The sequence below is a fragment of the Kribbella sp. WER1 genome (assembly GCF_054189145.1).
Genome location: NZ_CM135186.1, coordinates 3,298,247 through 3,320,869, shown reverse-complemented (window position 1 = coordinate 3,320,869; position 22,623 = coordinate 3,298,247). Strand labels below are relative to the sequence as shown.

Sequence of the window (22,623 nt, the reverse complement as noted above, 5' to 3'; positions counted from 1 at the left end):
GAGATGCGGAGATCGTCGGACTTCACGTCGCGACTCGTGCGGACCACGGCCGCGGCCGGCGAGATGCCGCCGGTCGAGAGCGATCTGCGGCACGCGATCCTGACCGGTGACCAGCCGCCCGGTACGGCGGTGCCGATCGACGAGGTGGCGGCGTTCTTCGGGGTCAGCGCGATCCCGGTGCGGGAGGCGCTGAAGACCCTGTTCGGCGAGGGCCTGGTCGAGCATCGGCCGCACATCGGGTACCGGGTGGCGAAGCTGACGTTCCTGGAGTTCCGCGAGCTGTACGACGTACGCCAGGCGCTGGAGGCCGCCGCGCTGCGGGCTGCCGCCGTCAACGCGACCGCCGCGGACCACGAGCGGATCCGCGCCACCCACGGCTCGCTGGCCGCCGCGAGCGCCGCCGGTGACCGCGAGTACGCCGCCGCGACCCGGCGGTTCCACTTCGCGCTGATCGAGCCGTCCGGCATGCACCGGCTGATCCGGATGTACGAGACCGCCTGGAACATCACCGAGCCGGCCCGGCCGATGGCGCGGGTGCCGGCGCACGAGCGGGCCGGGTTCCACACCGACCACGAGCGGCTGATCGCGGCGTACGTCGCCCGTGACCTGGAGACGCTGATCGCCGAGTCCGAGCGGCACTACGCGCACCTGAAGGCGGCGATCGCGGAGTTCGCCGACGATCCGGAATGCTTCGCGGATCCGGTCTGACCCCGACTCCTATATTTGACGGCCATTTCCTATATTTGACCGTTTTACATGGCGATCCACGCGTGGCGTGGCTAGCTTTCGGTGCACTCGGCCGCGCGATCCCGCGCCGCGGCCAGGCCCCGAGGAGGCCAGCATGGTGACCGAACCCCGTGTGCCCGCAGATGTCGTCGACGCGGCCGGCTACCCGTCCGAGCCCACGCAGGACAACTACCATCCGCGGCTGACGAACGCGGACCTGGCGCCGCTGAAGAAGCAGACCTGGCGTAGCTACAACATCTTCGCGTTCTGGATGTCGGACGTGCACAGCGTCGGCGGCTACCTGACCGCGGGCAGTCTGTTCGCGCTGGGGCTGACGAGCTGGCAGGTGTTCGTCTGCCTGATCGCCGGCATCTGCATCGTGCAGTTCTTCTGCAACCTGGTCGCCAAGCCGAGCCAGCAGGCGGGCGTCCCGTACCCGGTGATCAGCCGCGTCTCGTTCGGCGTACTCGGCGCGAACATCCCGGCGATCATCCGCGGCCTGATCGCCGTCGCCTGGTACGGCGTCCAGACGTTTCTCGCCGCGGAGTCGCTGAACATCGTGTTCCTGAAGCTCTGGCCCGGCCTCGGCCCGTGGGCGGACGCACACCTGCACGGGTTCCTCGGCCTGTCGACGCTCGGGTACGTCAGCTTCGCGATCCTCTGGCTCGCGCAGGCGGCGCTGTTCTGGCGCGGCATGGAGACGATCCGGAAGTTCATCGACTTCGCCGGCCCCGCCGTCTACGTGGTGATGCTGCTGCTGTGCGGATACCTGCTGTACAAGTCCCACTTCCACATCGACCTGAACCTGTCCGGGCACAGCCTGTCCGGCTGGGCGACGATCGGCACGATGCTGAGCGCGATCGCGCTGGTGGTCTCGTACTTCTCCGGCCCGATGCTGAACTTCGGCGACTTCGCCCGCTACGGCAACAGCTTCAAGAGCGTCCGCCGCGGCAACTTCTGGGGTCTGCCGGTCAACTTCGTGTTCTTCTCGCTGCTCACCGTCCTGACCGCCGGCGCGACGGTTCCGGTGTACGGCGAGTTGCTGACCGACCCGATCAAGACCGTGGAGCGGATCGACAACACGTTCGCGATCCTGCTCGGCGCGCTCACGTTCGTCACCGCGACCGTCGGCATCAACATCGTCGCGAACTTCATCTCGCCGGCCTTCGACTTCTCGCACGTCAGCCCGCAGAAGATCAGCTGGCGGATGGGCGGCATGATCGCGGCCGTCGGCTCGGTGCTGCTGACGCCGTGGAACTGGTACAACAACGACACCGCGATCCACTACACGCTCGGCATCCTGGGCGCGCTGATCGGCCCGCTCTTCGGCATCCTGATCGCGGACTTCTACCTGATTCGCAAGCAGAAGCTCGTCGTCGACGACATGTTCACGCTCGACAAGGCCGGCGCGTACCACTACCGCAAGGGCTACAACCCGGTCGCGATCCAGTCCGTGATCGCCGCCGGTGTCGTCTCGGTCGCGTCGGTCCTGGTCCCGCGCTGGATCGGCGAGGCGTTGTGGATCAGCGACTACAGCTGGTTCATCGGCTGCGGTGCCGGGTTCGCGCTGTACTCCGTCCTCGCGCGGCGTGCCGGTATCGCGGCGACTCCGGCGGCCGCGGCGGTGGAGGCGTGATGCGGATCAAGGTCGTCAACCCGAACAGCACCGCGTCGATGACCGCGCTGATCGGCGAGTGCGCCCGGGCCGTCGCCGGTCCGAGGGTCATCGTCGACGCGGTCAACCCGCCGCACGGGCCGGCCTCGATCGAGAGCCACGCCGACGACGCGCTCGCCGTACCGGGGCTGCTGCAGGAGATCGTCGAGGGTGAGGCCGCCGGGTACGACGGGTACGTGATCGCGTGCTTCGGCGACCCGGGGCTGAAGGCGGCGCGGGAGCTCGCCCGCGGGCCGGTCGTCGGGATCGCGGAGGCCGGCATGCGGACGGCGGCGTACCTGGGCCGCGGGTTCAGCGTCGTCACCACGCTGGCGCGGACGGTCGGGCACGCGCACGACCTGGCCGCGGAGTACGGCGTCGCGCGGCAGTGTCTCGGGATCCACGCGTGCGAGATCCCGGTGCTCGCGCTGGAGACGGACCCGCACGCGCGGGCCACGATCCTGCGCGCGTGCGAGGAGGCGCTGGCGCTGGACGGCTCCGACGCGATCGTGCTCGGCTGCGCCGGGATGGCCGACCTGTGCCACGACCTGTCGGCCGAGCTCGGCGTCAGCGTGATCGACGGCGTCGCGGCGGCCACCACGACGGTCGAGATGCTGGTGCGGATGCGGCTGCGAACCGGCAAGCTCGGCGAGTTCGCGCCGCATCCGCGCTACCAGACGGCTTAGGACGCCATCCAGTTCTGGATGCCCTCGATGGTGCGCGGCATCGCCTCGGAGAGGTTCTCCGGGGCGCCGTCGGTGATCAGGATGTCGTCCTCGATCCGGATGCCGATGCCGCGCAGGTCCTCCGGCACGGTCAGGTCGTCGGCCTGGAAGTACAGGCCGGGCTCGACGGTGAGCACGTACCCGGGCTTCACCGGCCCCTGCCGGTACGTCTCGTTGCGGGCCGACGCGCAGTCGTGGACGTCGAGGCCGAGCATGTGGCTGACGCCGTGCAGGGTGTACCGCTGGTACAGGCGGCTCTCGGGGTCGAGGGCCTCCTCCAGCGACACCGGCAGCAGTTCCATCGCGTCGAGGCCGCGGACGACGACCTCCATCGCGGCCTCGTGCCCGGCGCGGAACGCCGCGCCCGGGGTGAGCGCGGCGATGCCGGCGTTCTGCGCGTCCAGGACCAGCTGGTACAGGTCGCGCTGGCGCGGGGTGAACTCGCCGTTCACCGGCAGCGTGCGGGTGATGTCGGCGGTGTACAGCTGCCGGTTCTCGACGCCCATGTCGAGCAGCATCAGCGTGCCGTCGTTCACCGGGCCGTCGTTCTCGATCCAGTGCAGCGTGGTCGCGTGCGGCCCGGCGGCGGCGATCGACGTGTAGCCGACGTCGTTGCCCTCGGCCCGGGCGCGGCGCCAGAACGTGCCCTCGATCCAGCGTTCGCCGTACCGCCGGACCTTGTCCATCTCGGCGAGCACGTCGGAGAAGCCGCGGTGCGTGATCGCGACCGCGTCCCGGAGCTGCTCGAGCTCGTACGCGTCCTTCACCAGCCGCAGCTCGGACAGCGTCGCGGCCAGCTCGTTGTCCTTCAGGTCGTCGGTGTGCGCGCCGCTCAGCAGGGAGGCGATCGACTGGTCCTCGTCGCGCCGGACCCGGGTCGGTACGTCGCCCTTCAACGCGTCGGCCAGCTGGTCGACGTGCCGGGTCTCGATCCCGAACTCCTTCGCGGTCTCGGTCAGCGACGGACGCCGGCCGGCCCAGAGCTCGCCGTACATCCGGTCGCGCCAGAACTCCTCGCCCTGGGCGCGGTCGGCCCGCGGGCGGAAGTACAGCACCGAGTCGTGGCCGGTGGTGCCGTTCGGCTCCAGCACCAGCACCGCGTCGGAGGTCTGGTTACCGGTCAGCCACACGTAGTCGGTGTGCGGGCGGAAGACGTAGTCGGTGTCGTTCGAGCGGACCTTGTAGGTGCCGGCCGGGATCACCAGCCGCTCGCCGGGGAACGCCTGCGAGAGCGCGTCCCGGCGCTTCGCCGCCCACACCCCGGCGTCGCCCAGTGACAGATCGTGCCGCTCGGAGTCGGCCCAGCCCGAGTTCATGAACGCCCGCAGCTTCGGGCTCGGCTCGTTGTCGTGCGACGCGGTCTTCGGCGCGGCCGCTTCGGCGTTCTCGGTCATCGTCGACCAGTCCTCATCTCGCTACGGGTGCAGTTGGTCCCCGCGCCGCATTCCGCTGTCAGGAAGGGCCTCCGCGGGGTCGGAGCCGATGCGCGTGATCGCATTGTGCTCGTCCACGAAGACTACGCTCGGTACGAAGCCCTTGGCCTCGGCGGTGTCGAACATCCCGTAGGCGATCAGGATCACCAGATCGCCCGGGTGGATGAGGTGCGCGGCGGCGCCGTTGATGCCGACGATCCCGGACCCGCGCGGACCCTCGATCAGGTACGTCGACAGCCGCTGCCCGTTGGTGACGTCGACGATGTCGACCTTCTCGCCCGGCAGCAGGTCCGCGGCGTCCATCAGGTCCGCGTCCAGCGTGCACGAACCGACGTAGTTCAGGTCCGCCTGCGTGACCGTCGCCCGGTGCACCTTCGACTTCATCATCTCGCGCCACATGAGCGGCAATGATCCGTCGTACCCAAGCTGTTGTCAGTGGTCGCAGTCACGTCGGCAACTTTCCGTGCGTTCGCGGTGTCTCAACGGGTGCGCTGCCGACGGGGGAGCGCCTGACGGAGGGGGATCGCAGGATGAAGCGGAACGGTGTGATCGCAGGGGTCGCCACGGGGGTCGCGGCGGTTGCCATGGTGCTGGGGGCCGCACAGCCGAGCAGCGCGGCGCAGACACGGCAGCCGGTGAAGTTGACGGCCGCTCAGAGCAGTACGTCGCTGACGTTCGTGAAGCGGTACTTCGAGCGCAAGTACCCGCACGGGTACCTGTCGAACGCCGTACTGCCGAAGACCTGGCGCGAGGTGCACATCGCGGCGCACCAGACCCGCTTCGACGGCAGCGGCCAGATGATCCGGTTCAATACCTGGTGGGGCCCGCAGACGCCGCAGAACGCGCTCAAGCAGAAGATCGCCGCGCTCAAGGGCACCCGCGGCCTGCACATCGTCGGTACGTCGACCGTCGGCATGCCGTCCACCGCCGGACAGGGCCGGCTGACGGTCAGCACGATCGTCTACACGTACAAGAGCGGCAGCACGACCCGCTGGGTGGCCACGCGGTACGTCGCCCAGAAGGGCCGCACCCTGACCGACGCCGAGATCACCGTCGCGGGCCGTCCCGCCGACAGCAAGACCCTGGGTCTGGTCCTCAACAAGGCGACTCAGACGCTGGTCATCACCCCCTGACGGGCCGCGGGGGCGCAAATCCGCCCCCGCAACCCTCAGGATCAGCCCACGGTGCAGTCGCCGAGCAGAAGCCAGCCTTCGGCGGTCTTCTCGCCCTGAGCGGCCAGCTGCACGCCCGGCCGGTTGCCCGCGGTGGTGTCGACGATGCCGACGCCCCAGCGGTACCGTCCCGAGCGGACCGTCGGCAGCGCCGGGCTGAACGTGTAGCCCTTCGGGGTGCCCTTCAGCCAGTCGGACGGCTCGGCGGCGCCGTCGACGAAGACCTGCGCGACCGACTGGTCCGCCGGGTTCAGCAGGGCGAAGGCCGGCTTGTACTTGTGGTTCCAGGCCGGGATGTTGTTTGGGAGGTAGCCCCAGCCGTCGTTGGTCCACTGGTGCGTGATCGTCTCCCGGCTGCTGGTGTGCAGGACCCGGGGCAGCGACAGCGTGTCCGGGTACAGCCGGTAGGAGCCCTCGGCAACGAAGGCGTCGATCAGGTCGTGCGCGTCGGTGAACCAGGTCTTGGTCTCGTTGCCGACCCGGAAGTCCATCATGTTCACGTGTGCCTCGGCGGAGTCGTCGAACTCGCCCTGCCGGACGTCGTGGACGGTCTGGTACCCGCGCGGATCGACCTTGTAGTTCATCGATCCGACGATCCAGCCACCCTCCATGATCACCGGCCGCCGGTACCGCCACTGCGCCGCGAGGTCCTTCTCCCACTGCTGGTAGTAACCGGTCATGCCGAACGCGTCGTGCCGCAGTACGCAGCCCTTCTCGAACGCGGAGTTCAGCAGGTCGGCGCTGCCCGGCGCGGGCGCGCCCCAGGCGGTCGAGACCGACGGCGGGTCGCCGGGCTTGTGCCAGCCGATGAACCGGTGGTAGTTGATCGCGACCGGCACCCGCGAGAACGCCCGCAGCCACAGGTCGATGCTCCAGTGGAACACCGGTTCGCGGTTCGCGTCGTCGAGATAGATCAGCGAGTGCCCCTCGCCCCACTTGCCCAGCCCGTACCCGTCCATGAAGTCGACCACGTCCGGATCGTTGAACTTGGCCCCGAACGCGACCAGGAACTTCTCGTACTTCGCCTGGAACACCGGGTCGTCCGGGTACGCCGTCCACACCGTCACGCTGCCGGTCTTCGTCTCGTACCCCTGCGCGCCCGCGGCCCGGACGTACGCCGGCGTGAAGTCGGTGCTCTTGTCCCGGCTGTCGGTGACGACCCGGAACGCCAGCTTCATTCCCCGTTGGCGGGCTGTGGCGATCAGGGCCTTCAGCTTCGGGTCGGTGTCCCAGCCGTACACGTCCTCGGCGGGGTTGAGCACCGACCAGGCGATCCGCATGTACAGCGTGTGCGCGTACTCCTGGATCTGCACCGGCGCGGAGAGCGTGTCCAGGGATGTCCAGTAGTCGTCGGCGACGCCGGTCGTGCCGTACAGAACCCAACCGGACAACGGGTTCTTGAGGATGGTGCTGGTGTCGGCGGCGACGGTGGCGAGGTAGTTGCCGGGGATCCGGTGGTCGGGTGCGGCGGTCGCGGTGAGCGCGGGCAGCGCGAGGCCGGCGGCTGCGGCGGCGCCGAGACCGAGGGCGGTCCGGCGGGTCAGGTTCGAGTGTCCGATGGCGGGTTCGTTCTGCATGGGCGGGTCCTCTCAGAGCACGGTCTGATATTCCTGGCGGATCTTGTCGCCGCCGTTCTTGCGCCATTTCTCGACGGCCGGCTTCCAGTCCGTCAGCTTCTTCCGGCCGGCGACGATGTCGTTGCGGACGTCGCCGATGTCGGTCCCGAGCTGCTTGCCGACCTTGTCGGCGGTCGGCGAGATCAGGTTCTTGCAGGGGTTCTCGAGCGCGGTCCGGTTCACGGTCGCGTTGGCCTCGGTGTAGCGCTTGACGTACTCCGCGTCGGAGTTCGAGATCGTCAGCCCCGGACCGGCCAGGTAGTTCCACGGCACGGTCAGGTCCCGGGTGCCCTGGTCGGTGAGCACCGGGAAGCCGCTCTTGTCGAGGGTGTGCTCGCTGCCCTCGACGCCGTAGTGCAGCAGCGTGTACTCCTCGCTGCCGAACGGCGCGGCGAAGAAGTTCAGCGCTCCGAGGAGTTCCCGGATCCGGGCCTCGTCGTTGCCCTTCTTGCTGATCAGTGTCGACCCGAAGGTGACGTTGTCGTAGTAGGTGGCGGCCTTCTTGCCGGGCTGCCCGACCGGGATGTACGGCAGCGGCTTGCCCTCGGGCATCCCGGTCCAGTACCCGAGGTACCCGGGCAGCCCGTCCTGGACGAACGCCGCCTTGCCGGCCTTGAAGCCGTTGCTCCGCGCGGTGCCGTCGATGCCGTCCGAGCCCGGGACCTGCAGCCCGTTCTTCACCATCTTCGCCATGAACTCGATCGCGGCCGCGTACTCGTCGGTCTCCAGGTCCGCGGTCAGCTTGCCGTTGTCGTTGCGCCAGCCGTACGGCACGCCGAACATCATCGCGATGATCTGGAAGTACGTGTTGCCGGTGGTGTTGATGAAGCCCCACTGCCCGTCCTGCGGCCGGGTCAGCTCGACCAGCGCGTCGTAGTACTCCTCGGTGTTCGTCGGCATCGTGGAGATCCCGGCCTTGTCGAGCAGGGCCTGGTTGTAGAAGCCTGCGCCGGCGCAGCCGCCGCGGGGGATCGGCAGCATGAACAGCTTGTTGTCGATGACGCAGTCCTTCCACGCCAGCGTCGGGATCGCCGCCAGGTTCGGGTAGTCCTTGACCGCGTCGCCGGACAGGTACGGCGTCAGGTCGACCGCCAGCGCGTTGAAGAACTCCGCCGGGTGGTCGACGCCGGCGTACAACGAGACGTCCGGGAGCTTCTTGCCGGCCACGGCGGTCTGGAACTTCGTGAGGTAGTCGCTGTTCGGCACGATGGTCAGGTCGAGCTGCGCGCCCAATCGGCGCTCGACCTCTTGCCAGGCAGGGTTCTTGGCCCGCGGGGTCGGCAGTGGATTGAAGATCCCGACCATCCCGGACATCGGCTTGCTGAGCGGAGCCTTGGTGACAGTCTTGACGGCCTCAGCTGGGTACTTCGAAAAACCTGCAGGTGCGCCCGGCACCGTCGACGGGTACTGCGGCGCCGGGCCTTTGAACGGCACGTACGCCGGCAGCTTGACCGTGTTGACGGCCGGCTTGGTGTTCGCGACCTTCGGGCCGGTGGAGCACGCGGACAGCAGGGGCGAACTCACCGCGGCCAGTGCCAGTCCGCGAAGGACACTGCGGCGGCTGAACGATGTTGACATCTGGGACGGTCCTTTCTGCTTCGGCTGAACGCGGTCAGCCCTTGATGGCTCCGGTCAGGACGCCCTTGGTGAAGTAGCGCTGCAGGAACGGGTAGACGAGCAGGATCGGGACCAGGGCGACGACTACGACCGCCATCTGGATCGCCTGGATCGACGGGATCGCCTCGGTCACCGTGGTGTTCCCGACCGGCTGGCCTTGGAGGACGTACAGCCGCAGTACGAGCGGCAACGGCCACTTGTTCTGGTCCTGCAGGTAGAGCAGTGCGTTGAAGTACGCGTTCCAGTGGCCGACCGCGTAGAACAGCGCGACCACCGCGGTCACGGCCTTCGACAGCGGCATGACGATCCGGAGGAAGGTCGCCACGTCACCGGCACCGTCGACGCGCGCGGAGTCCAGCAGCTCACCGGGGATCGACTGGAAGAAGTTCCGCATCACCAGGAAGTTGAAGGCGCTGACCAGTCCCGGCAGGATCAGTGCGGCCAGGCTGTCGTACAGCCCGAGGGCGTTGACCAGCAGGAAGTTGGGGATGATCCCGGCACCGAACAGCATGGTCAGCAGCACGGTGGTGAGGATGAAGCGCCCGCCGACGATCGGCCGGCTGAGCGCGTAGGCGAGGCTGGCGGTGAAGATCACGTTCAGCACGGTGCCGACCACGGTGATGCCGATGCTGATCAGCATCGCCCGGGTGACCGTGCCGCCGGCGAAGATCGTCTGGTACGCCGCCAGCGTCGGCGCTTCGGGGAAGAACGGGATCAGACCGCCGTGCCGGGTGATCTCGTGCTCGGACGCCAGACTGGTCGCGATGATGTTCCAGAACGGGTAGATCACCGCGAGGCAGACCAGCACCAGCGCGATCCCCTTCAGGGCGGACAACCACAGCGGCGGCTTCTCCATCCACGGCGGACGGCGGGTGTCCCGGAAGTAGGCCTTCTCGGCGGCTGTCGTCATCGTGAGTAGACCCCGTCCTGCCCGAAGACGTGCGCGAGCTTGTTGACGCTGAGGATGAGGACCAGCCCGACGACGCCCTTGACCAGGCCGACCGCCGTACTGGTGCCGAAGTCGCCGTCCACCACGCCGTGGAAGTAGACGTAGGTGTCGAGCACCTCCGCTGCGTCGGCGCCGACGGCGTCGCGCTGCAGGAGGATCTGCTCGAACCCGACCGACAGGATGCTGCCGAGCTGCAGGATCAGCAGCAGTACGGTCACCGGCATGATCGCCGGCAGCGTGATGTGCCAGAGCCGCTGCCGCCCGCCGGCGCCGTCGATGGCGGCGGCCTCGTACTGCTGGGTGTCGATGCTGAGCAGCGCGGCCAGGTAGATGATCGTGCCCCAGCCGGTGTCCTTCCAGATCGTCTGCAGTGTGATCAGGAACGGGAAGAACGAGCCGTCGGTCATCAGGTCGACGCGCGGCAGGCCGACCGATCCGAGCAGGTGCGGCAGCAGCCCGGTGCCGCCGATCAGCTGCTGGCAGATCGACACCAGGATCACCCAGCCGATGAAGTGCGGCAGGTAGACCACGCTCTGCACGAACCGGCGGATCTTCGAGCTGACGATGCTGTTCAGCAGCAGCGCCAGCGCGATCGGCGCCGGGAAGAACAGCACCAGCTGCAGGAACGAGAACTTCAGCGTGTTCAGCAGCGCGTGCAGGAAGTCCGGGTCGCCGAGAACGGCGAAGTTCTGCAGCCCGACCCAGGACGACCCGAGGAAGCCCAGGTACGGCTGGTAGTCCTTGAACGCGATCAGGTTGCCGAGCAGCGGCACGTAGTGGAACAGCACGAAGAAGCAGAAGCCCGGAAGTGCCAGCAGCAGCATCGCCCGGTCCCGGCGGATCCGGCTGAGCAGCCCGCGTCTCGCCTGTCCGGCGGTGTCCGTCATCGTCGGCCTACTTTCCTCAGATTTGAAAGCGCTTACCAACTGATGAAGGAGCATGCTGTGCGGTAGATGCGTTGTCAATAGGCCGTAGATGTATGGAAAATGTAAGGGGTTACTATCAACCCGACCTGCTGTGGTTCGATTGCCTGCAGAACCGAAGGGATGATGCGAGCGATGGCAGAGCGAGGGACCGGTCAGCGCCGGGCGCGCCGGGACGAGCCGGGAGCGACGATCTACGACGTGGCGCACGAGGCGCGGGTGTCCACCGCGACCGTGTCCCGGGTCGTGAACGGCAACTACTCGGTGAGCGCCGCGACCCGGGCGCGGGTCGAGGCGGCCATGCAGAAGCTCGGCTACGTCACCAACGCGCACGCCCGCGCGCTCGCCGGCTCCGGCCGGCACCTGATCGGCATCCTGATCGAGGAGCTCGGCGATCCGTACTTCGCCGCGATCGCGCGCGGCGCCCAGCTCGAGGCGACCGCCCACGGCCGGCTCAGCCTGGTCTGCAACACGCAAGGCAACGCCGAGCTCGAGGACAGCTTCCTCGACCTACTGCTCGAACATCGCGCCGACCTGGTCGTGGTCGTCGGCGGCCCGACCACCGACGAGCGGTACCAGCAGACCAACCGGATCCGGGCCCGCCGCCTGGCCAGCACCGGATGCCGGCTGGCGCACTGCGGACGGCCGCCGCTGGACGAGCCGAACACGATCGGGATCGAGTTCGACAACGAGCAGGGCGCGTTCGCGGTCACCGACCACCTGCTGACCCTCGGACACGAGCGGATCCTGTACCTCGGCGGCCCGCCCGCGCTGTCCACGACCCAGAACCGGATCGCCGGCTTCGAACGCGCGCACCGGACCCGCGGCCTCTCGGTCGCCCCGGGCATGGTGATCACCGGCGCGTTCACGCAGCACTTCGGCTACCGGCGGATGAAGGAACTCCTCGAGCAGGAGCCGGACTTCACCGCGGTGTTCGGCGGCAACGACTTGGTGGCCGCGGGCGCCTACCTCGCGGTCAAGGAGCACGGCCTGCGGATCCCGGACGACCTGTCGATCGTCGGGTACGACGACGTACCGCTGGCGCGGGCGCTGGATCCGCAGCTGACCACGGTGCGGGTCCCGACCGAGGCCATCGGCCGGGAGGCGGTCAAGGCCGGGCTGGCGCACGTGACCGGCGGCTCGGACCCGTACGCCGACCCGGACGAGCCGGTCAGCCTCGGTACGTCGCTGATCGTCCGCGGATCGACCGCCCCGCCGAGGCCGTGATCACAGCTCGGAGGCTTTGACCGCCAGCTCCCGCAGGGCCTCGTAGCGGACCCTCAGCGGGTCGAGCCGGGCCATGTCCTCGTCGACCGGGGTCAGGTGCTCGCCACCCGGCTCCGGCGACAACCCGAGCGCCACCGCCGCCGCGCCGCGCGCCCCGACCTCGGGCTCCGCGCACACCGTGGTCGGCCGCGCGAACGTCGCCGTCAGGCACCGCCGCCACCACTCGGACGCGTCGATCCCGCCGCCGCCGAGCACCACGTCCAGCGGCCGGTTGAACAGCGCGTCCAACTGCCGCAGCCCACGGTCGATCTCCAGTGACGCGCCCTGCAGCGCGGCCGCGAGCAGATCGGCGGAGCTGTCGTCGAACGACAGCCCGAAGTACACCCCGGATCCACCCGGCACGTTCGCGGGCGGCCTGGTGCCGGCCATGAACGGGATCGCGATCGCGTGCGGCCCGCCGATCTCCACGCCGAGCGGTTCGTCGGACTCCAGTCGCAGTACGCCGGTCAGCCACGCGTGCAGGTTTCCGGCCGCGGAGAACGCCATACCGGTCACCGCGCGCTTGTCGTCGACGCGGTACCGCCAGAGCTCCCACGGCAACTCCGGCGCATTCTCGATCGGGTGCACGACCCGGACCGCGGCCGACGTACCGACCGTCACGGCCGCCGTTCCGGCGTCGTACCCGCCGGTGCCGACGTTGGACGCGGCGCCGTCGCCGGTCGGCGGATGCACCGGTACGCCGACCAGCCCGGGCCAGCGGCGCTCGTACTCCATCGACAACCGCCCCGTCCATCCGGTCGGCACGATCGCGGGCAGCCGGTCCGCGGTGACGCCCGCGACGGCCAGCGCCTCGTCGTCGTACGCACCGGTCGCGAGGTCGAGCGTGCCGGTCCCGGACGCGACCGAGACCGACGTGACCCGCTCGCCGGTCAGCCGCTCGAGGACGAGGTCGGGCAGGCCGGCGAAGGACGCGGGGGAGTCCGCGGACAGCAGCCACGGGATCCGGCGGGTCCAGTACAGCCGGTGTAGCCAGGTGCCGGTCCGGGCGTGGAACGCCTGCTCGTCGAACGACGTCCCGAGGTCGAGATCCACCGACCGGGTGTCCGCCCAGGTGATCACCGGCGTCCGCGCGGCACCCTTGTTGTCCAGGGCAACGATCGAGTGCCACTGGGTGGACAGCACCAGCGAACCGATGCCGTCCAGGTGCCCGTTCTGCTGGAGCTCGTCCAGGCAGCCGAGCAGCCCTTCGACGTACTCATGCAGGTCGAGCGTCGCCGAGCCGTCGTGGCCGTACGTCGGGGAGATCTTGTGCCGGGCCAGTGCGCCGGGGATCGGCGAGGCGTCGGACTCGTGCAGCACCAAGGCCCGGGCGGACGACGTCCCCAGGTCCAAAGCGAGGATCCGCCCGTCAGTCTTCGTCATGCAGCGCCTTCAGGAAGGTCTGGGCCCAGACGTTCACGTCATGCGCCGCGAGGTGCTTGCGCATGGCCTTCATCCGGCGGCCGAGCTGGCGTTCGTCGGTGTTCATCGCGTCGACGATGGTGTCCTTCATGCCGTTGATGTCGTGCGGGTTCACCAGGAAAGCTTGCCGGAACTCGTCCGCCGCGCCCGCGAACTCGCTCAGCACCAGCGCGCCGGTGTCGTCGTACCGGGTGGATACGTATTCCTTCGCGACCAGGTTCATGCCGTCCCGCAGCGGGGTCACGACCGCGACGTCGGCGGCCCGGAGCAGCGCGGCCATCTCGGTCCGCGAGTACGTCGTGTGCAGGTAGTTGATCGCCGGCGTCCCGATCCGGCCGTGCTCGCCGTTGATCCGGCCGACCAGCAGCTCGATCTCGTCGCGCAGCACCCGGTACTGCTCGACGCGCTCCCGGGACGGCGTCGCGACCTGGATGAACACCGCGTCGTCGACCGAGACCCGCTTCTCGTCGAGTAGCTCGCCGAACGCCCGCAGCCGCTGCCGGATGCCCTTGGTGTAGTCGAGCCGGTCGACGCCGAGCAGGATGTGCTCCGGGTTACCGACCTCCTCGCGCATCTCGGCCGCCCGGGCGTTGGTTTCCGGCTGCCGGGCCAGGTTCTCCAGCTCGTTCACGTCGATCGAGATCGGGAACGCCTTCGCGCGCACGATCCGGTCGTCGGGCAGGTGGATCCGGTCGCCGCGGGTCCGCAGGCCCATCCGGTTGCGGGCCAGCCGGGCGAAGTTCGACGCGGCACCGGGCCGCTGGAACCCGACCAGGTCGGCGCCCATCAGCCCGTCCAGGATCTGCCGCCGCCACGGCATCTGCGCGAACAGCTCGGTCGGCGGGAACGGGATGTGCAGGAAGAACCCGATCCGGACGTCGGGCCGCAACCGGCGAAGCATCGCCGGCACCAGCTGCAGCTGATAGTCGTGCACCCAGACGTCGGCGTTGTCGTCGGCCGCCTCCGCGGCAGCCTCCGCGAACCGGCGGTTCACCGCGACGTACGACTCCCACCACTCGCGGTGGAACTCCGGCGCCACGATCACGTCGTGGTACAGCGGCCAGAGCGTCGCGTTCGAGAAGCCCTCGTAGTACAGCTGCACGTCCTCGGCGGTGAGCATCACCGGGACCAGGTGCATGCCGTCGTTGTCGAACGGGTCCAGCTTCTCGTCCGGGCTGCCCGTCCAGCCGATCCAGGCGCCGTGGTGGCCCTGCATCACCGGGGCCAGTGCGGTCACCAGCCCGCCCGGGCTGCGGCGCCATGCCGTGCTGCCGTCGGGCATCTCGATCCGGTCGACCGGCAGCCGGTTGGCCACCACTACGAAGGAACTCCTACCGTTCGGCTGTGTAGACATGGTCAGCGTCATCCACTCAGGTCGTCGTCGTCACCGGGGTAGCGGACCCCGATCTGGCTCCGGGTCTCGTCGAGCAGGTCGAGAATCTCGAGGGTGGCGGCATGGGGCAGGACGGGCACCTCGACCAGTCCGGCGCGCAGCGCTGCGATCACTGCGCTCGCCTCGTAGTGGTACCCACGGCCATGCGTGGGTACGTCGATCCGCTCCGCTCCGGAAGCGGTCGTGCGCAGGTAGTACTCGGGGTGGTGGAAGCGGTGCGGGACCTGCAGGTTCCCGTCCGGGCCGCTGATCGCCGCGACCCACGGGTTCTGCGACCGCAGCCCGCAGGTCAGCGCGGCGACCGCGCCGGAGTCGTACCGCCAGGCCATCGCGACGTTCAGGTCGACGCCGTCGTCGTTGAGGGAACCGACTGCCTTCACCTCCGCCGGGCGGCCCAACGCCATGTGGGCGAAGGTCATCGGGTAGATGCCGCCGTCCATCAGCGAGCCTCCCCCGAGCGCCGGGTCGAGCAGGCGAACCGGCAATGAAGGTTTGTGGAACGCAAAGTCCGCGGTCACTTGCTGCGGCTCACCGATCACGCCGCGTTGCAGGTCCTCGAACAGGGCCTGGATCACCGGATCGGTGCGCATCCACATCGCCTCGGCGAACAACGTCTTGTGTTCGTGGGCGACCGCGACCAGGTCGCGCGCCTGCGCGGCGGTGAGTGTCACCGGCTTCTCGCACAGTACGGCGATGCCGGCCTGCAGCGCGGTCCGGGCGATCGCGTAGTGCTGCGGGTGCGGCGTACCGATGTAGAGGACGTCGACCTCGCCGGAGTCGATCAGGCGGCGGTAGTCGTCGTACGCATGGGGGATGCCGAACTCGTTCGCGAACCGGTCCGCGCTCGCCTGGCTACGGGATGCGACCGCGGTGGCGACGGCGTCGTCCGGCAGCAGCCCCAGGTCGTGCGTGAACTGGGTCGAAATGTTGCCGGTCGCAACGATTCCCCACCTGACGCGATCTATACCCACTGTCTGAACTCCGGGGTCGGGAACGGTCCGTCTGCTGCGATTCTCGCGGTTTCGAAGGCGTGCGCCAAGCGAATGAGCGTGACCTCACTCCGCCCCGTACCGCTGATCGTCAGTCCGACCGGGAGCCCCGAGACCACGCCGGAGGGAACCGAGAGCAGCGGGTAGCCGGCCAGCGCGGCGTGCGCCGACGAGCTGCCCATCACGTGGTCGCCGTTCACCAGGTCGATCGTCCAGGCCGGCTGGTACGACGGGCTGACCAGCGCGTCGAGCTGGTTGTCGCGGAGCAGGTTGTCGATACCGTCCCGCCCGGCCCGCAGCGCGGTCAGCCGGGCGGCGACGTACACCGGCGAGTCCAGGCCGTCCGTCGCGGCGGCGCGCTCGAACAGCTCCTGACCGAACCACTGCAGCTCCTGGTCCGCATGCTCGTTGTTGAACGCGATCAGGTCGTCCAGCGTCCGCGGACCGCCGGGTGCGCGCGTCGCAAGGTACGCCGCCATGTCGCCCTTCAGCTCGTGCGAGAGCACGTGGAGCTGGTCCTCGTCACCACCAGGCGTCGGCAACGACAGGTGGTCGACCAGCGTCGCTCCGCACCGGCTGAGCACTTCCAGCGCCCGCTCGGTGACCTGGTCGAGCCCGTTCGAATACCCCCAGAGAGGCCCCCGCGGTACGCCGATGCGCACGTCGCTGAGGTCCGTACCGCGACAGGCCTCCGTGTAGTCGAGCTGGCCGCCCGTCAGGACCGTGAGCAGCGCGGCGGTCTGCTCGACCGTCCGGGTCATCGGGCCCGCGGTGTCCTGCGAGTGCGAGATCGGGACGATGCCCTGCTGCGGGATCAGGCCGACCGTGGGCTTCAGGCCGACGACGCCGTTCAGCGCGGCCGGGCAGACGATCGAGCCGCTGGTCTCGGTACCGATCGCGTAGTCCGCGAGCCCCGCCGCGACCGCCGCGCCGGAACCGGACGAGGAGCCGCCGGGCGAGCGGTTCAACGCATACGGGTTCCGGGTGAGGCCGCCGTACGCGCTCCAGCCGGACGACGACGCGGAGCCGCGGAAGTTCGCCCACTCGCTCAGGTTGGTCTTCGCCAGGATCACGCAGCCGGCCTCGCGCAACCGGCGGACCAGCGGCGCGTCCTGCGGCGGAGGCGGCTGGTCGGCGAGCGCCAGCGAACCGGCCGTGGTCGGCAGGTCGGCGGTGTCGATGTTGTCCTTGACCAGCACCGGTACGCCGTGCAGCGGGCCGCGGACCCGGCCCTCGTCACGTTCGGTGTCGAGTCGGGCGGCGTCGGTGAGCGCGGCGGGGTTCGGCGTGCAGACGGCGTTGACCAACGGGTCGACATCCCCGATCCGCCCCTGCAGCTCCTCGACCCGGGCCACGCTGGAGTCGGTTGAGCTCACCCCCAAGATCCTGCCAGAGTTGAACCGGTCCGGTTGCCTCGTCAGCGACACGCTTCGTGTCGGTCGTCGGTGAATGACATTGCTGTTGTTCAACACGTACAGTAGCTTGCGGACGGACGATCACCGACCGCACAGGAGTCAGCAGCAGATGGACAGCGCCAACGCCAGCTCTTCCGGCCCCGCCGAAGCTGCGCCGCCGGTCGTCGCCGGACTCTCTGAGAGGGACGGCCAGATCCTCGCCTTCGAGCGCCATTGGTGGAAGTACGCCGGCGCCAAGGAGCAGGCGATCCGGGACCAGTTCCAGATGTCCGCGACCCGGTACTACCAGGTCCTGAACGCGCTCATCGACCGGCCGGAGGCCCTCGCGCACGACCCGTTGCTGGTCAAGCGCCTCCGCCGGCTCCGGGCCGCCCGCCAGCGCGCCCGCTCCGCACGTCGCCTGGGCATCGAGGTCTGAACCGTGTCCCGCCGCCTGAGGGCGTGCCTTACTGCCCCACGCCGTCGGGGCGAGCAGGGGCAGGTGCTCTCGTCGCTCGTTGCGGTCGCCGCCGTGGTCGCGATCGTCGCCGGGCTGCTGGTGCTGTTCGGCACCCGCGGGAACAACAGCCAGGCCGACGAGAAGCCGGCCGCCGCGAGTACGCCGACCACCAAGCCGTCGGCCGGGCCGTCGACAGTCGGCGCCAGCGTGCCGCGGCCGTCCGAGAAGCCCTCGTCGGCGAAGCCTCCGTCGGAGAAGCCGACGCAGCCCCCGTCGACCACTGAGCCGACCGCCGGACCGACGTCGCAGCCGACCCAGCCTCCGAAGACCACCGAACCGCCGCAGCCCACCCAGCCGGTGACGATCCCGGCCGAGGAGCGGCCGGCGATCGAGGTGTACAACAACACCCCGCGCAAGGGCCTCGCCGACTCGGTCGCGAACCGCGCCAAGGCGGCCGGCTGGACCGTCTCCGGCTCGCCGGACAACTGGCACGGCAAGGTTGCCGAGAGCACCGTGTACTACCCGCCCGGCATGATCGCGGCCGCCAACCAGCTGGCCCACGACCTCGGCATCGGCCGGTCCAAGGGCGCGCTGGACAACATGAAGAAGGACCGCCTGACCGTCATCCTCACGTCGGACTACACAGGATGAATTCTCCGGTCATCAGGACCGATGCCGGCCACCAGGGCTGGGAGGCGATCGCCTCCGACCCGGCGTCGGCGGTGATCGCGACCGACTTCGACGGCGTCCTGTCGCCGCTGGTCGAGGACCCGGCCCGGTCCCGCCCGGTCGAGGGCGCCCTGGACGCGCTCGCCCGGCTGGCCCGGACCGTGAACCAGGTCGCGATCGTCACCGGCCGGCCGGCGCTGGTCGCCACCGAACTGTCCGGCGTCAGCGGTCACCCCGGCCTCGGGCGCCTCGTCGTGCTCGGGCACTACGGCCTCGAACGGTGGGACGCGACGACCGGCAAGGTCACCAGCGCGCCGGTGCCGGCAGGTGTCGCGACGGCCCGCGACCGGTTGCCCGGTCTGCTCCGGGAAGCCGGCGTACCGGATGCGTTCGTGGAGGACAAGGACAGCTCACTGGCCGTGCACACGCGCCGGCTGGACGATCCGGCCGAGGCGTTCGAGCTGCTGCGCGGGCCGTTGACCACGCTCGCCGAGGAGACCGAACTGCGGCTCGAGCCCGGCAACCTGGTCCTCGAACTGCGCCCGCCCGGCATCGACAAGGGCGTCGCGATCCAGAGCCTGCTCGAGTCCACCGGCGCCCGCTCGATCCTGTACGCCGGAGACGACCTGGGCGACCTCGCCGCGTTCCGGGCGATCCAGGCGCGACGTGCCGACGGGCTCCCCGCCGTACTGCTCGCCACCCGGTCCTCGAACGCGACCGAGCTGATCGACGCCGCCGACATCGTCGTCGACGAGCCGAGCGGCGTGGTCACCGTCCTCACGGCCCTTTCGGACGCGATCGCAGCCCGCTGAACGCCTGCGTCACGGTCTTCCCGATCGGCTGCACCGGGCGCTCGACGTACCCACCGTCCTTCAGCCCCGCCAGCCGCTCGAACGGATTCCGCGACGCCGGATCCCCGGTGAGCAGGAACGACACCACCACACCGACGACGTACAACGGCAACATCGGCAGCCCGAGCAGACAGAAGTACTGCCAAGAATGCCGCTCCTCATGCCGCACGAGCCGGCCATCGTCGAAGTACGCCCGCTCGTTCTTGCTCAACACCACGTTCCCGATCGTGAACGCCCCCGCCACCGGAAACCCGAGCCTGTAACCGTTCGCAAAAAACAGCCCCCGCGGCCCCCGACTGAACCTCGCCCTCCCGATCACCCCGACCACGCCGCCCGCGAGGGTAGACAGATTGAGGAAGTTCCCAACGAGCTTCACCCACTGCCAAGCAGTCATGGGGATCAGTATGAGTTCTGTCGGTGGGGTGGGTAAGACTTGGCGGGTGAGTTCGGTGGTGCGGGTCTGGCGGCCGGGGCGGGTGGTGGATCCGCAGTCGGTGATCGGTGGGTTGCGGAAGGGGCCGGGGGATCCGGCGTATGTGTTCGATGCGGGGCGGCGGACCGTGTGGCGGGCGACGCGGACGCCGGAGGGGCCGGTGCTGCTGCGGTTGACGCCGTACGCCGGGGCGGTCGAGGCGGAGGCGTGGGGGCCGGGGGCCCAGTGGGTGTTGGACGGCGTACCGGAGCTGCTGGGGGACAAGGACAGCTGGGACGGGTTCGAGCCGTTGCCGGAGCATCGGGTGCTGGTGGATGCGGCGCGGCGGTTCCCGGACGTGCGGGTGCCGCGGTCGCGGGCGGTGTTCGAGGCGATGGCGGCGGCCGGGATCGAGCAGGTCGTGACCGGCAAGGAGGCGTTCCGTGCGTGGCGGTTGCTGTTGCGCGAGTACGGCGAGCCGGCGCCGGGGCCTCGTGAGCAGGGCAACCGGGTGATGATGGTGCCGCCGGCGCCGGAGCAGTGGCGGCTGATCCCGTCGTGGCAGTTCCTCCGGGCGGGCGTGGAGAACCGGCGGTCGCGGGTGGTGCTGACGGCGGCGACCCGGGCGCGGGCGCTGGAGCGGACGCTGGAGCTGACCGACGGCGCCGAGATCGAGCGGCGGCTGCGGTCGCTGCCCGGGGTCGGCGTGTGGACGGCGGCCGAGGTACGGCAGCGGGCGCACGGGGACGCGGACGCGTTCTCGTTCGCGGACTACCACGTGTCGCGGAACGTGTCGTACGCGCTGATCGGCGAGGAGCTGGACGACGACGGCTGCGCCGAGCTGATCGAGCCGTACCGCGGGCACCGGTTCCGGGTGCAGCGGCTGATCGAGCTCGCCGGGATCGGGCATCCGCGCTTCGGCCCGCGCAAGTCCCTCCCCACCCACACCCCCGGCGCCACGCACCGCCTGTGATCCGCCGCCACTCACTAACCCCGCCCATCCGCCCCAGGCCTGGCACCCGCCGTCCGGCGGTTGGGAGCGGTTGGTGAGTGGTGGGTGTCCGCCCGAGGCTGATCTCCAGGCCATCACAATCCCCGTCTGTGGCCGTCGGGCACGCTCAGGTACCAGACGCAGGCTGGATTGTGATGGCCTGGAGATCCGGGGCCGGCTCTGAGATCGCCCGTCTCGGATGGTGGGACCACGGGACACAATATGGACCCGATTGGGTAATCTCGGGGCAGCTCATCCAGAGGGACTGAGGGAAACGGCCCGTTGACGTCCCGGCAACCCTCCCCGCCGTACGCCCGTCCGGGCCGAAAGCGAGGGAACGGTGCCAAATCCGTCCCGCGCCGAGATCCGGCTCCCGGGGAAGATGAGAGGGGAACCTCACTCATGAGCCAGGCCGCCACCCACACCATCCGTGAAGGTGCCTTCGGCAACGGTACGCACCTCAGCTGTCGCGCGTGCGGCGCGAAGTCCCCGCTGGGCCCGTTCTACGCCTGTATGGAGTGCTTCGGTCCGCTGGAGGTCGGGTACGAGTACCCGGCCATCACCCGCGAGCAGATCGAAGCCGGCCCGAAGAACATCTGGCGCTACCAGCCGCTGCTCCCCGTCCCGGTCGACGTGGCGAGCTTCCCGAACACCGAGCCCGGCTACACCCGGCTCGTCGACGCGCAGAACCTGGCCCGCGAGCTCGGGCTGCGCAAGCTCTGGGTGAAGGACGACTCCGGCAACCCGACCCACTCCTTCAAGGACCGAGTCGTGGCGAGTGCGTTGAGCGCCACCCGCGAGCTCGGCATGAAGGTCTTCGCCTGCCCCTCGACCGGCAACCTCGCGAACGCCGTCGCCGCGGCCGCCGCCCGGGCCGGCATCCGCTCGGTCGTGTTCATCCCGCACGACCTCGAGCGCCCGAAGGTGATCACCACCGCCGTGTACGGCGGCACCCTGGTCGCCGTCGAGGGCAACTACGACGACGTGAACAAGCTCGCCTCCGAGATCGCCGGCGAGGAGGAAGGCTGGGCGTTCGTCAACGTCAACGTCCGGCCGTACTACTCCGAAGGCTCCAAGACGCTCGCCTTCGAGATCGCCGAGCAGCTCGGCTGGCGGCTGCCGCAGCAGGTCGTGATCCCGGTCGCGTCCGGCTCGCAGCTCACCAAGATCGACAAGGGTTTCACCGAGCTCGGCAAGCTCGGGCTCGTCGACGCCACCGACTACAAGGTGTACGGCGCGCAGGCGACCGGCTGCTCCCCGGTGGCGCAGGCGTTCCGCGACGGGCACGACGTGGTCAAGCCGGTGAAGCCGGACACGATCGCGAAGTCGCTGGCGATCGGCAACCCGGCCGACGGGCCGTACGTGCTCGACGTGGCCCGCCGTACCGGTGGCGCGATCGAGGACGTCAGCGACGACGAGGTCGTCGAGGGCATCCAGCTGCTGGCCCGGACCGAGGGCATCTTCGCCGAGACCGCGGGCGGGGTGACGGTCGCGACGCTGAAGAAGCTGATCAAGACCGGGCAGCTCGACCCCGAGGCCGAGACGGTGATCATCAACTCCGGCGACGGGCTGAAGACGCTCGACGCCGTGGCCGACCGGGTCGGCCCCAAGGTGACCATTCCCGCGTCGTACGACGCCTTCGTGAAGGCAGGCCTGCAGTGAGTGTGAGTGTGCGCGTCCCGACCATCCTGCGGCCCTACACCCAGGGCGCGTCCGAGGTGTCCGCCGAGGGCGGCACGCTGACTGAGGTGCTCGACTCGCTCGACACGTCGTACCCCGGGATCAAGGGCCGCGTGCTCGACGAGTCCGGCGAACTGCGCCGCTTCGTGAACGTGTACGTGGACGACGACGACGTACGTTTCGCCCAGGGCCTGCAGACCGCGATCAAGGACGGCGGCCAGGTCTCCATCATCCCGGCCGTCGCCGGCGGCTGCTGAACGTCGCCTCGGGGTCCCGAGGGG

Annotated in this window: 22 protein-coding genes and 1 riboswitch; of the genes, 11 read left to right on the top strand and 11 right to left on the bottom strand. The window is 69.5% G+C overall.

Going from position 1 to position 22,623, the window contains the following annotated elements; all coding sequences use genetic code 11:
* The first annotated feature begins 3 nt into the window (after positions 1–3).
* The 3 genes from ACXJJ3_RS16120 (at position 4) to ACXJJ3_RS16110 (ending at position 3,066) form a co-directional block, all read left to right on the top strand.
* Positions 4–708 (top strand): GntR family transcriptional regulator, encoded by a 705-nt coding sequence (locus tag ACXJJ3_RS16120; RefSeq protein ID WP_458170889.1) that lies wholly within the window; start codon positions 4–6, stop codon positions 706–708.
* Positions 709–841: 133 nt separating this feature from the next.
* The gene (locus ACXJJ3_RS16115; protein WP_458170888.1) at positions 842–2,362 is read left to right on the top strand and encodes an NCS1 family nucleobase:cation symporter-1; all 1,521 of its coding nucleotides are present in this window, start codon (positions 842–844) and stop codon (positions 2,360–2,362) included.
* Positions 2,362–3,066, top strand: a complete 705-nt coding sequence (locus ACXJJ3_RS16110) for an aspartate/glutamate racemase family protein (protein ID WP_458170887.1) — start codon at positions 2,362–2,364, stop codon at positions 3,064–3,066. Before ACXJJ3_RS16115 ends, ACXJJ3_RS16110 begins: the two co-directional genes overlap by 1 nt.
* Here the strand turns inward: ACXJJ3_RS16110 and ACXJJ3_RS16105 are convergent.
* Both ACXJJ3_RS16105 and panD read right to left on the bottom strand, forming a co-directional pair.
* Positions 3,063–4,499 carry an aminopeptidase P family protein gene (locus tag ACXJJ3_RS16105; protein ID WP_458170886.1) on the bottom strand — a complete coding sequence of 479 codons (1,437 nt, stop codon included), beginning with the start codon at positions 4,497–4,499 and terminating at the stop codon, positions 3,063–3,065. The two genes, ACXJJ3_RS16110 and ACXJJ3_RS16105, sit on opposite strands and share 4 nt — an antisense overlap.
* A 21-nt stretch (positions 4,500–4,520) precedes the next feature.
* Entirely contained in the window at positions 4,521–4,937 is a 417-nt protein-coding gene (panD, locus tag ACXJJ3_RS16100) for an aspartate 1-decarboxylase (protein WP_458170885.1), read from the bottom strand.
* 131 nt (positions 4,938–5,068) lie between these two features.
* Between panD and ACXJJ3_RS16095 the strand changes: the two genes are divergently transcribed.
* Entirely contained in the window at positions 5,069–5,671 is a 603-nt protein-coding gene (locus ACXJJ3_RS16095; protein WP_458170884.1) for a hypothetical protein, read from the top strand.
* Between the two features lie 41 nt (positions 5,672–5,712).
* On the opposite strand, the gene ACXJJ3_RS16090 is transcribed toward ACXJJ3_RS16095, so the two are convergent.
* From ACXJJ3_RS16090 to ACXJJ3_RS16075, 4 genes are all read right to left on the bottom strand, one after another.
* On the bottom strand, positions 5,713–7,287 hold the full coding sequence (locus ACXJJ3_RS16090; RefSeq protein WP_458170883.1) for a hypothetical protein: 1,575 nt from the start codon (positions 7,285–7,287) through the stop codon (positions 5,713–5,715).
* A 12-nt stretch (positions 7,288–7,299) separates the two neighbouring features.
* Positions 7,300–8,850: an extracellular solute-binding protein gene (locus ACXJJ3_RS16085; protein ID WP_458170882.1), complete on the bottom strand. Its 1,551-nt coding sequence runs from the start codon at positions 8,848–8,850 to the stop codon at positions 7,300–7,302.
* A gap of 88 nt (positions 8,851–8,938) precedes the next feature.
* Positions 8,939–9,853, bottom strand: a complete 915-nt coding sequence (locus tag ACXJJ3_RS16080; protein ID WP_458170881.1) for a carbohydrate ABC transporter permease — start codon at positions 9,851–9,853, stop codon at positions 8,939–8,941.
* Positions 9,850–10,779 (bottom strand): ABC transporter permease, encoded by a 930-nt coding sequence (locus tag ACXJJ3_RS16075; protein WP_458170880.1) that lies wholly within the window; start codon positions 10,777–10,779, stop codon positions 9,850–9,852. Before ACXJJ3_RS16075 ends, ACXJJ3_RS16080 begins: the two co-directional genes overlap by 4 nt.
* A 171-nt stretch (positions 10,780–10,950) precedes the next feature.
* On the opposite strand from ACXJJ3_RS16075, the gene ACXJJ3_RS16070 reads away from it, so the two are divergent.
* Complete coding sequence (locus ACXJJ3_RS16070) at positions 10,951–12,042, top strand: LacI family DNA-binding transcriptional regulator (RefSeq protein WP_458170879.1); 1,092 nt, start codon at positions 10,951–10,953, stop codon at positions 12,040–12,042.
* Here the strand turns inward: ACXJJ3_RS16070 and ACXJJ3_RS16065 are convergent, their stop codons facing one another.
* From ACXJJ3_RS16065 to ACXJJ3_RS16050, 4 genes are read right to left on the bottom strand one after another with little or no spacing between them, the layout of a single operon-like run.
* Positions 12,043–13,464, bottom strand: coding sequence for an FGGY family carbohydrate kinase (locus tag ACXJJ3_RS16065; protein ID WP_458170878.1), 1,422 nt, complete (start codon positions 13,462–13,464; stop codon positions 12,043–12,045). It lies immediately after the preceding gene.
* Complete coding sequence (locus tag ACXJJ3_RS16060; RefSeq protein WP_458170876.1) at positions 13,451–14,857, bottom strand: alpha,alpha-trehalose-phosphate synthase (UDP-forming); 1,407 nt, start codon at positions 14,855–14,857, stop codon at positions 13,451–13,453. Before ACXJJ3_RS16060 ends, ACXJJ3_RS16065 begins: the two co-directional genes overlap by 14 nt.
* Before the next feature lie 8 nt (positions 14,858–14,865).
* Entirely contained in the window at positions 14,866–15,867 is a 1,002-nt protein-coding gene (locus ACXJJ3_RS16055) for a Gfo/Idh/MocA family protein (protein ID WP_458170874.1), read from the bottom strand.
* The gene (locus ACXJJ3_RS16050; RefSeq protein ID WP_458170872.1) at positions 15,858–17,312 is read right to left on the bottom strand and encodes an amidase; all 1,455 of its coding nucleotides are present in this window, start codon (positions 17,310–17,312) and stop codon (positions 15,858–15,860) included. Before ACXJJ3_RS16050 ends, ACXJJ3_RS16055 begins: the two co-directional genes overlap by 10 nt.
* 97 nt (positions 17,313–17,409) lie before the next feature.
* Between ACXJJ3_RS16050 and ACXJJ3_RS16045 the strand changes: the two genes are divergently transcribed.
* From ACXJJ3_RS16045 to otsB, 3 genes are all read left to right on the top strand, one after another.
* Positions 17,410–17,718 carry a DUF3263 domain-containing protein gene (locus ACXJJ3_RS16045; protein WP_458170870.1) on the top strand — a complete coding sequence of 103 codons (309 nt, stop codon included), beginning with the start codon at positions 17,410–17,412 and terminating at the stop codon, positions 17,716–17,718.
* Positions 17,719–17,781: 63 nt separating this feature from the next.
* The gene (locus tag ACXJJ3_RS16040; RefSeq protein WP_458170868.1) at positions 17,782–18,390 is read left to right on the top strand and encodes a LytR C-terminal domain-containing protein; all 609 of its coding nucleotides are present in this window, start codon (positions 17,782–17,784) and stop codon (positions 18,388–18,390) included.
* A complete protein-coding gene (otsB, locus tag ACXJJ3_RS16035; protein WP_458170867.1) occupies positions 18,387–19,220 on the top strand; it encodes a trehalose-phosphatase in 834 nt (277 codons plus the stop codon). The genes ACXJJ3_RS16040 and otsB overlap by 4 nt, the downstream gene beginning before the upstream one ends.
* On the opposite strand, the gene ACXJJ3_RS16030 is transcribed toward otsB, so the two are convergent.
* Positions 19,186–19,476, bottom strand: a complete 291-nt coding sequence (locus tag ACXJJ3_RS16030) for a hypothetical protein (RefSeq protein WP_458170865.1) — start codon at positions 19,474–19,476, stop codon at positions 19,186–19,188. The two genes, otsB and ACXJJ3_RS16030, sit on opposite strands and share 35 nt — an antisense overlap.
* A 223-nt stretch (positions 19,477–19,699) precedes the next feature.
* Between ACXJJ3_RS16030 and ACXJJ3_RS16025 the strand changes: the two genes are divergently transcribed.
* The 3 genes from ACXJJ3_RS16025 (at position 19,700) to ACXJJ3_RS16015 (ending at position 22,599) form a co-directional block, all read left to right on the top strand.
* Complete coding sequence (locus ACXJJ3_RS16025; RefSeq protein ID WP_458170864.1) at positions 19,700–20,644, top strand: DNA-3-methyladenine glycosylase family protein; 945 nt, start codon at positions 19,700–19,702, stop codon at positions 20,642–20,644.
* A gap of 267 nt (positions 20,645–20,911) precedes the next feature.
* Positions 20,912–21,051: riboswitch (SAM riboswitch) on the top strand.
* Between the two features lie 13 nt (positions 21,052–21,064).
* The gene (gene thrC / locus ACXJJ3_RS16020) at positions 21,065–22,324 is read left to right on the top strand and encodes a threonine synthase (protein WP_458170862.1); all 1,260 of its coding nucleotides are present in this window, start codon (positions 21,065–21,067) and stop codon (positions 22,322–22,324) included.
* Positions 22,321–22,599 carry a ubiquitin-like small modifier protein 1 gene (locus tag ACXJJ3_RS16015; protein ID WP_458170860.1) on the top strand — a complete coding sequence of 93 codons (279 nt, stop codon included), beginning with the start codon at positions 22,321–22,323 and terminating at the stop codon, positions 22,597–22,599. The genes thrC and ACXJJ3_RS16015 overlap by 4 nt, the downstream gene beginning before the upstream one ends.
* Positions 22,600–22,623 lie beyond the last annotated feature (24 nt).

Excerpts from the sequence above, each read along its gene's own strand:
- ACXJJ3_RS16120 (WP_458170889.1), top strand. The coding sequence starts at position 4 with ATGCGGAGATCGTCGGACTTCACGTCGCGACTCGTGCGGACCACGGCC.
- ACXJJ3_RS16115 (WP_458170888.1), top strand. The coding sequence starts at position 842 with ATGGTGACCGAACCCCGTGTGCCCGCAGATGTCGTCGACGCGGCCGGC.
- ACXJJ3_RS16110 (WP_458170887.1), top strand. The coding sequence starts at position 2,362 with ATGCGGATCAAGGTCGTCAACCCGAACAGCACCGCGTCGATGACCGCG.
- ACXJJ3_RS16105 (WP_458170886.1), bottom strand. The coding sequence starts at position 4,499 with ATGACCGAGAACGCCGAAGCGGCCGCGCCGAAGACCGCGTCGCACGAC.
- panD (WP_458170885.1), bottom strand. The coding sequence starts at position 4,937 with ATGTGGCGCGAGATGATGAAGTCGAAGGTGCACCGGGCGACGGTCACG.
- ACXJJ3_RS16095 (WP_458170884.1), top strand. The coding sequence starts at position 5,069 with ATGAAGCGGAACGGTGTGATCGCAGGGGTCGCCACGGGGGTCGCGGCG.
- ACXJJ3_RS16090 (WP_458170883.1), bottom strand. The coding sequence starts at position 7,287 with ATGCAGAACGAACCCGCCATCGGACACTCGAACCTGACCCGCCGGACC.
- ACXJJ3_RS16080 (WP_458170881.1), bottom strand. The coding sequence starts at position 9,853 with ATGACGACAGCCGCCGAGAAGGCCTACTTCCGGGACACCCGCCGTCCG.
- ACXJJ3_RS16075 (WP_458170880.1), bottom strand. The coding sequence starts at position 10,779 with ATGACGGACACCGCCGGACAGGCGAGACGCGGGCTGCTCAGCCGGATC.
- ACXJJ3_RS16070 (WP_458170879.1), top strand. The coding sequence starts at position 10,951 with ATGGCAGAGCGAGGGACCGGTCAGCGCCGGGCGCGCCGGGACGAGCCG.
- ACXJJ3_RS16065 (WP_458170878.1), bottom strand. The coding sequence starts at position 13,464 with ATGACGAAGACTGACGGGCGGATCCTCGCTTTGGACCTGGGGACGTCG.
- ACXJJ3_RS16060 (WP_458170876.1), bottom strand. The coding sequence starts at position 14,857 with ATGTCTACACAGCCGAACGGTAGGAGTTCCTTCGTAGTGGTGGCCAAC.
- ACXJJ3_RS16045 (WP_458170870.1), top strand. The coding sequence starts at position 17,410 with ATGGACAGCGCCAACGCCAGCTCTTCCGGCCCCGCCGAAGCTGCGCCG.
- otsB (WP_458170867.1), top strand. The coding sequence starts at position 18,387 with ATGAATTCTCCGGTCATCAGGACCGATGCCGGCCACCAGGGCTGGGAG.
- thrC (WP_458170862.1), top strand. The coding sequence starts at position 21,065 with ATGAGCCAGGCCGCCACCCACACCATCCGTGAAGGTGCCTTCGGCAAC.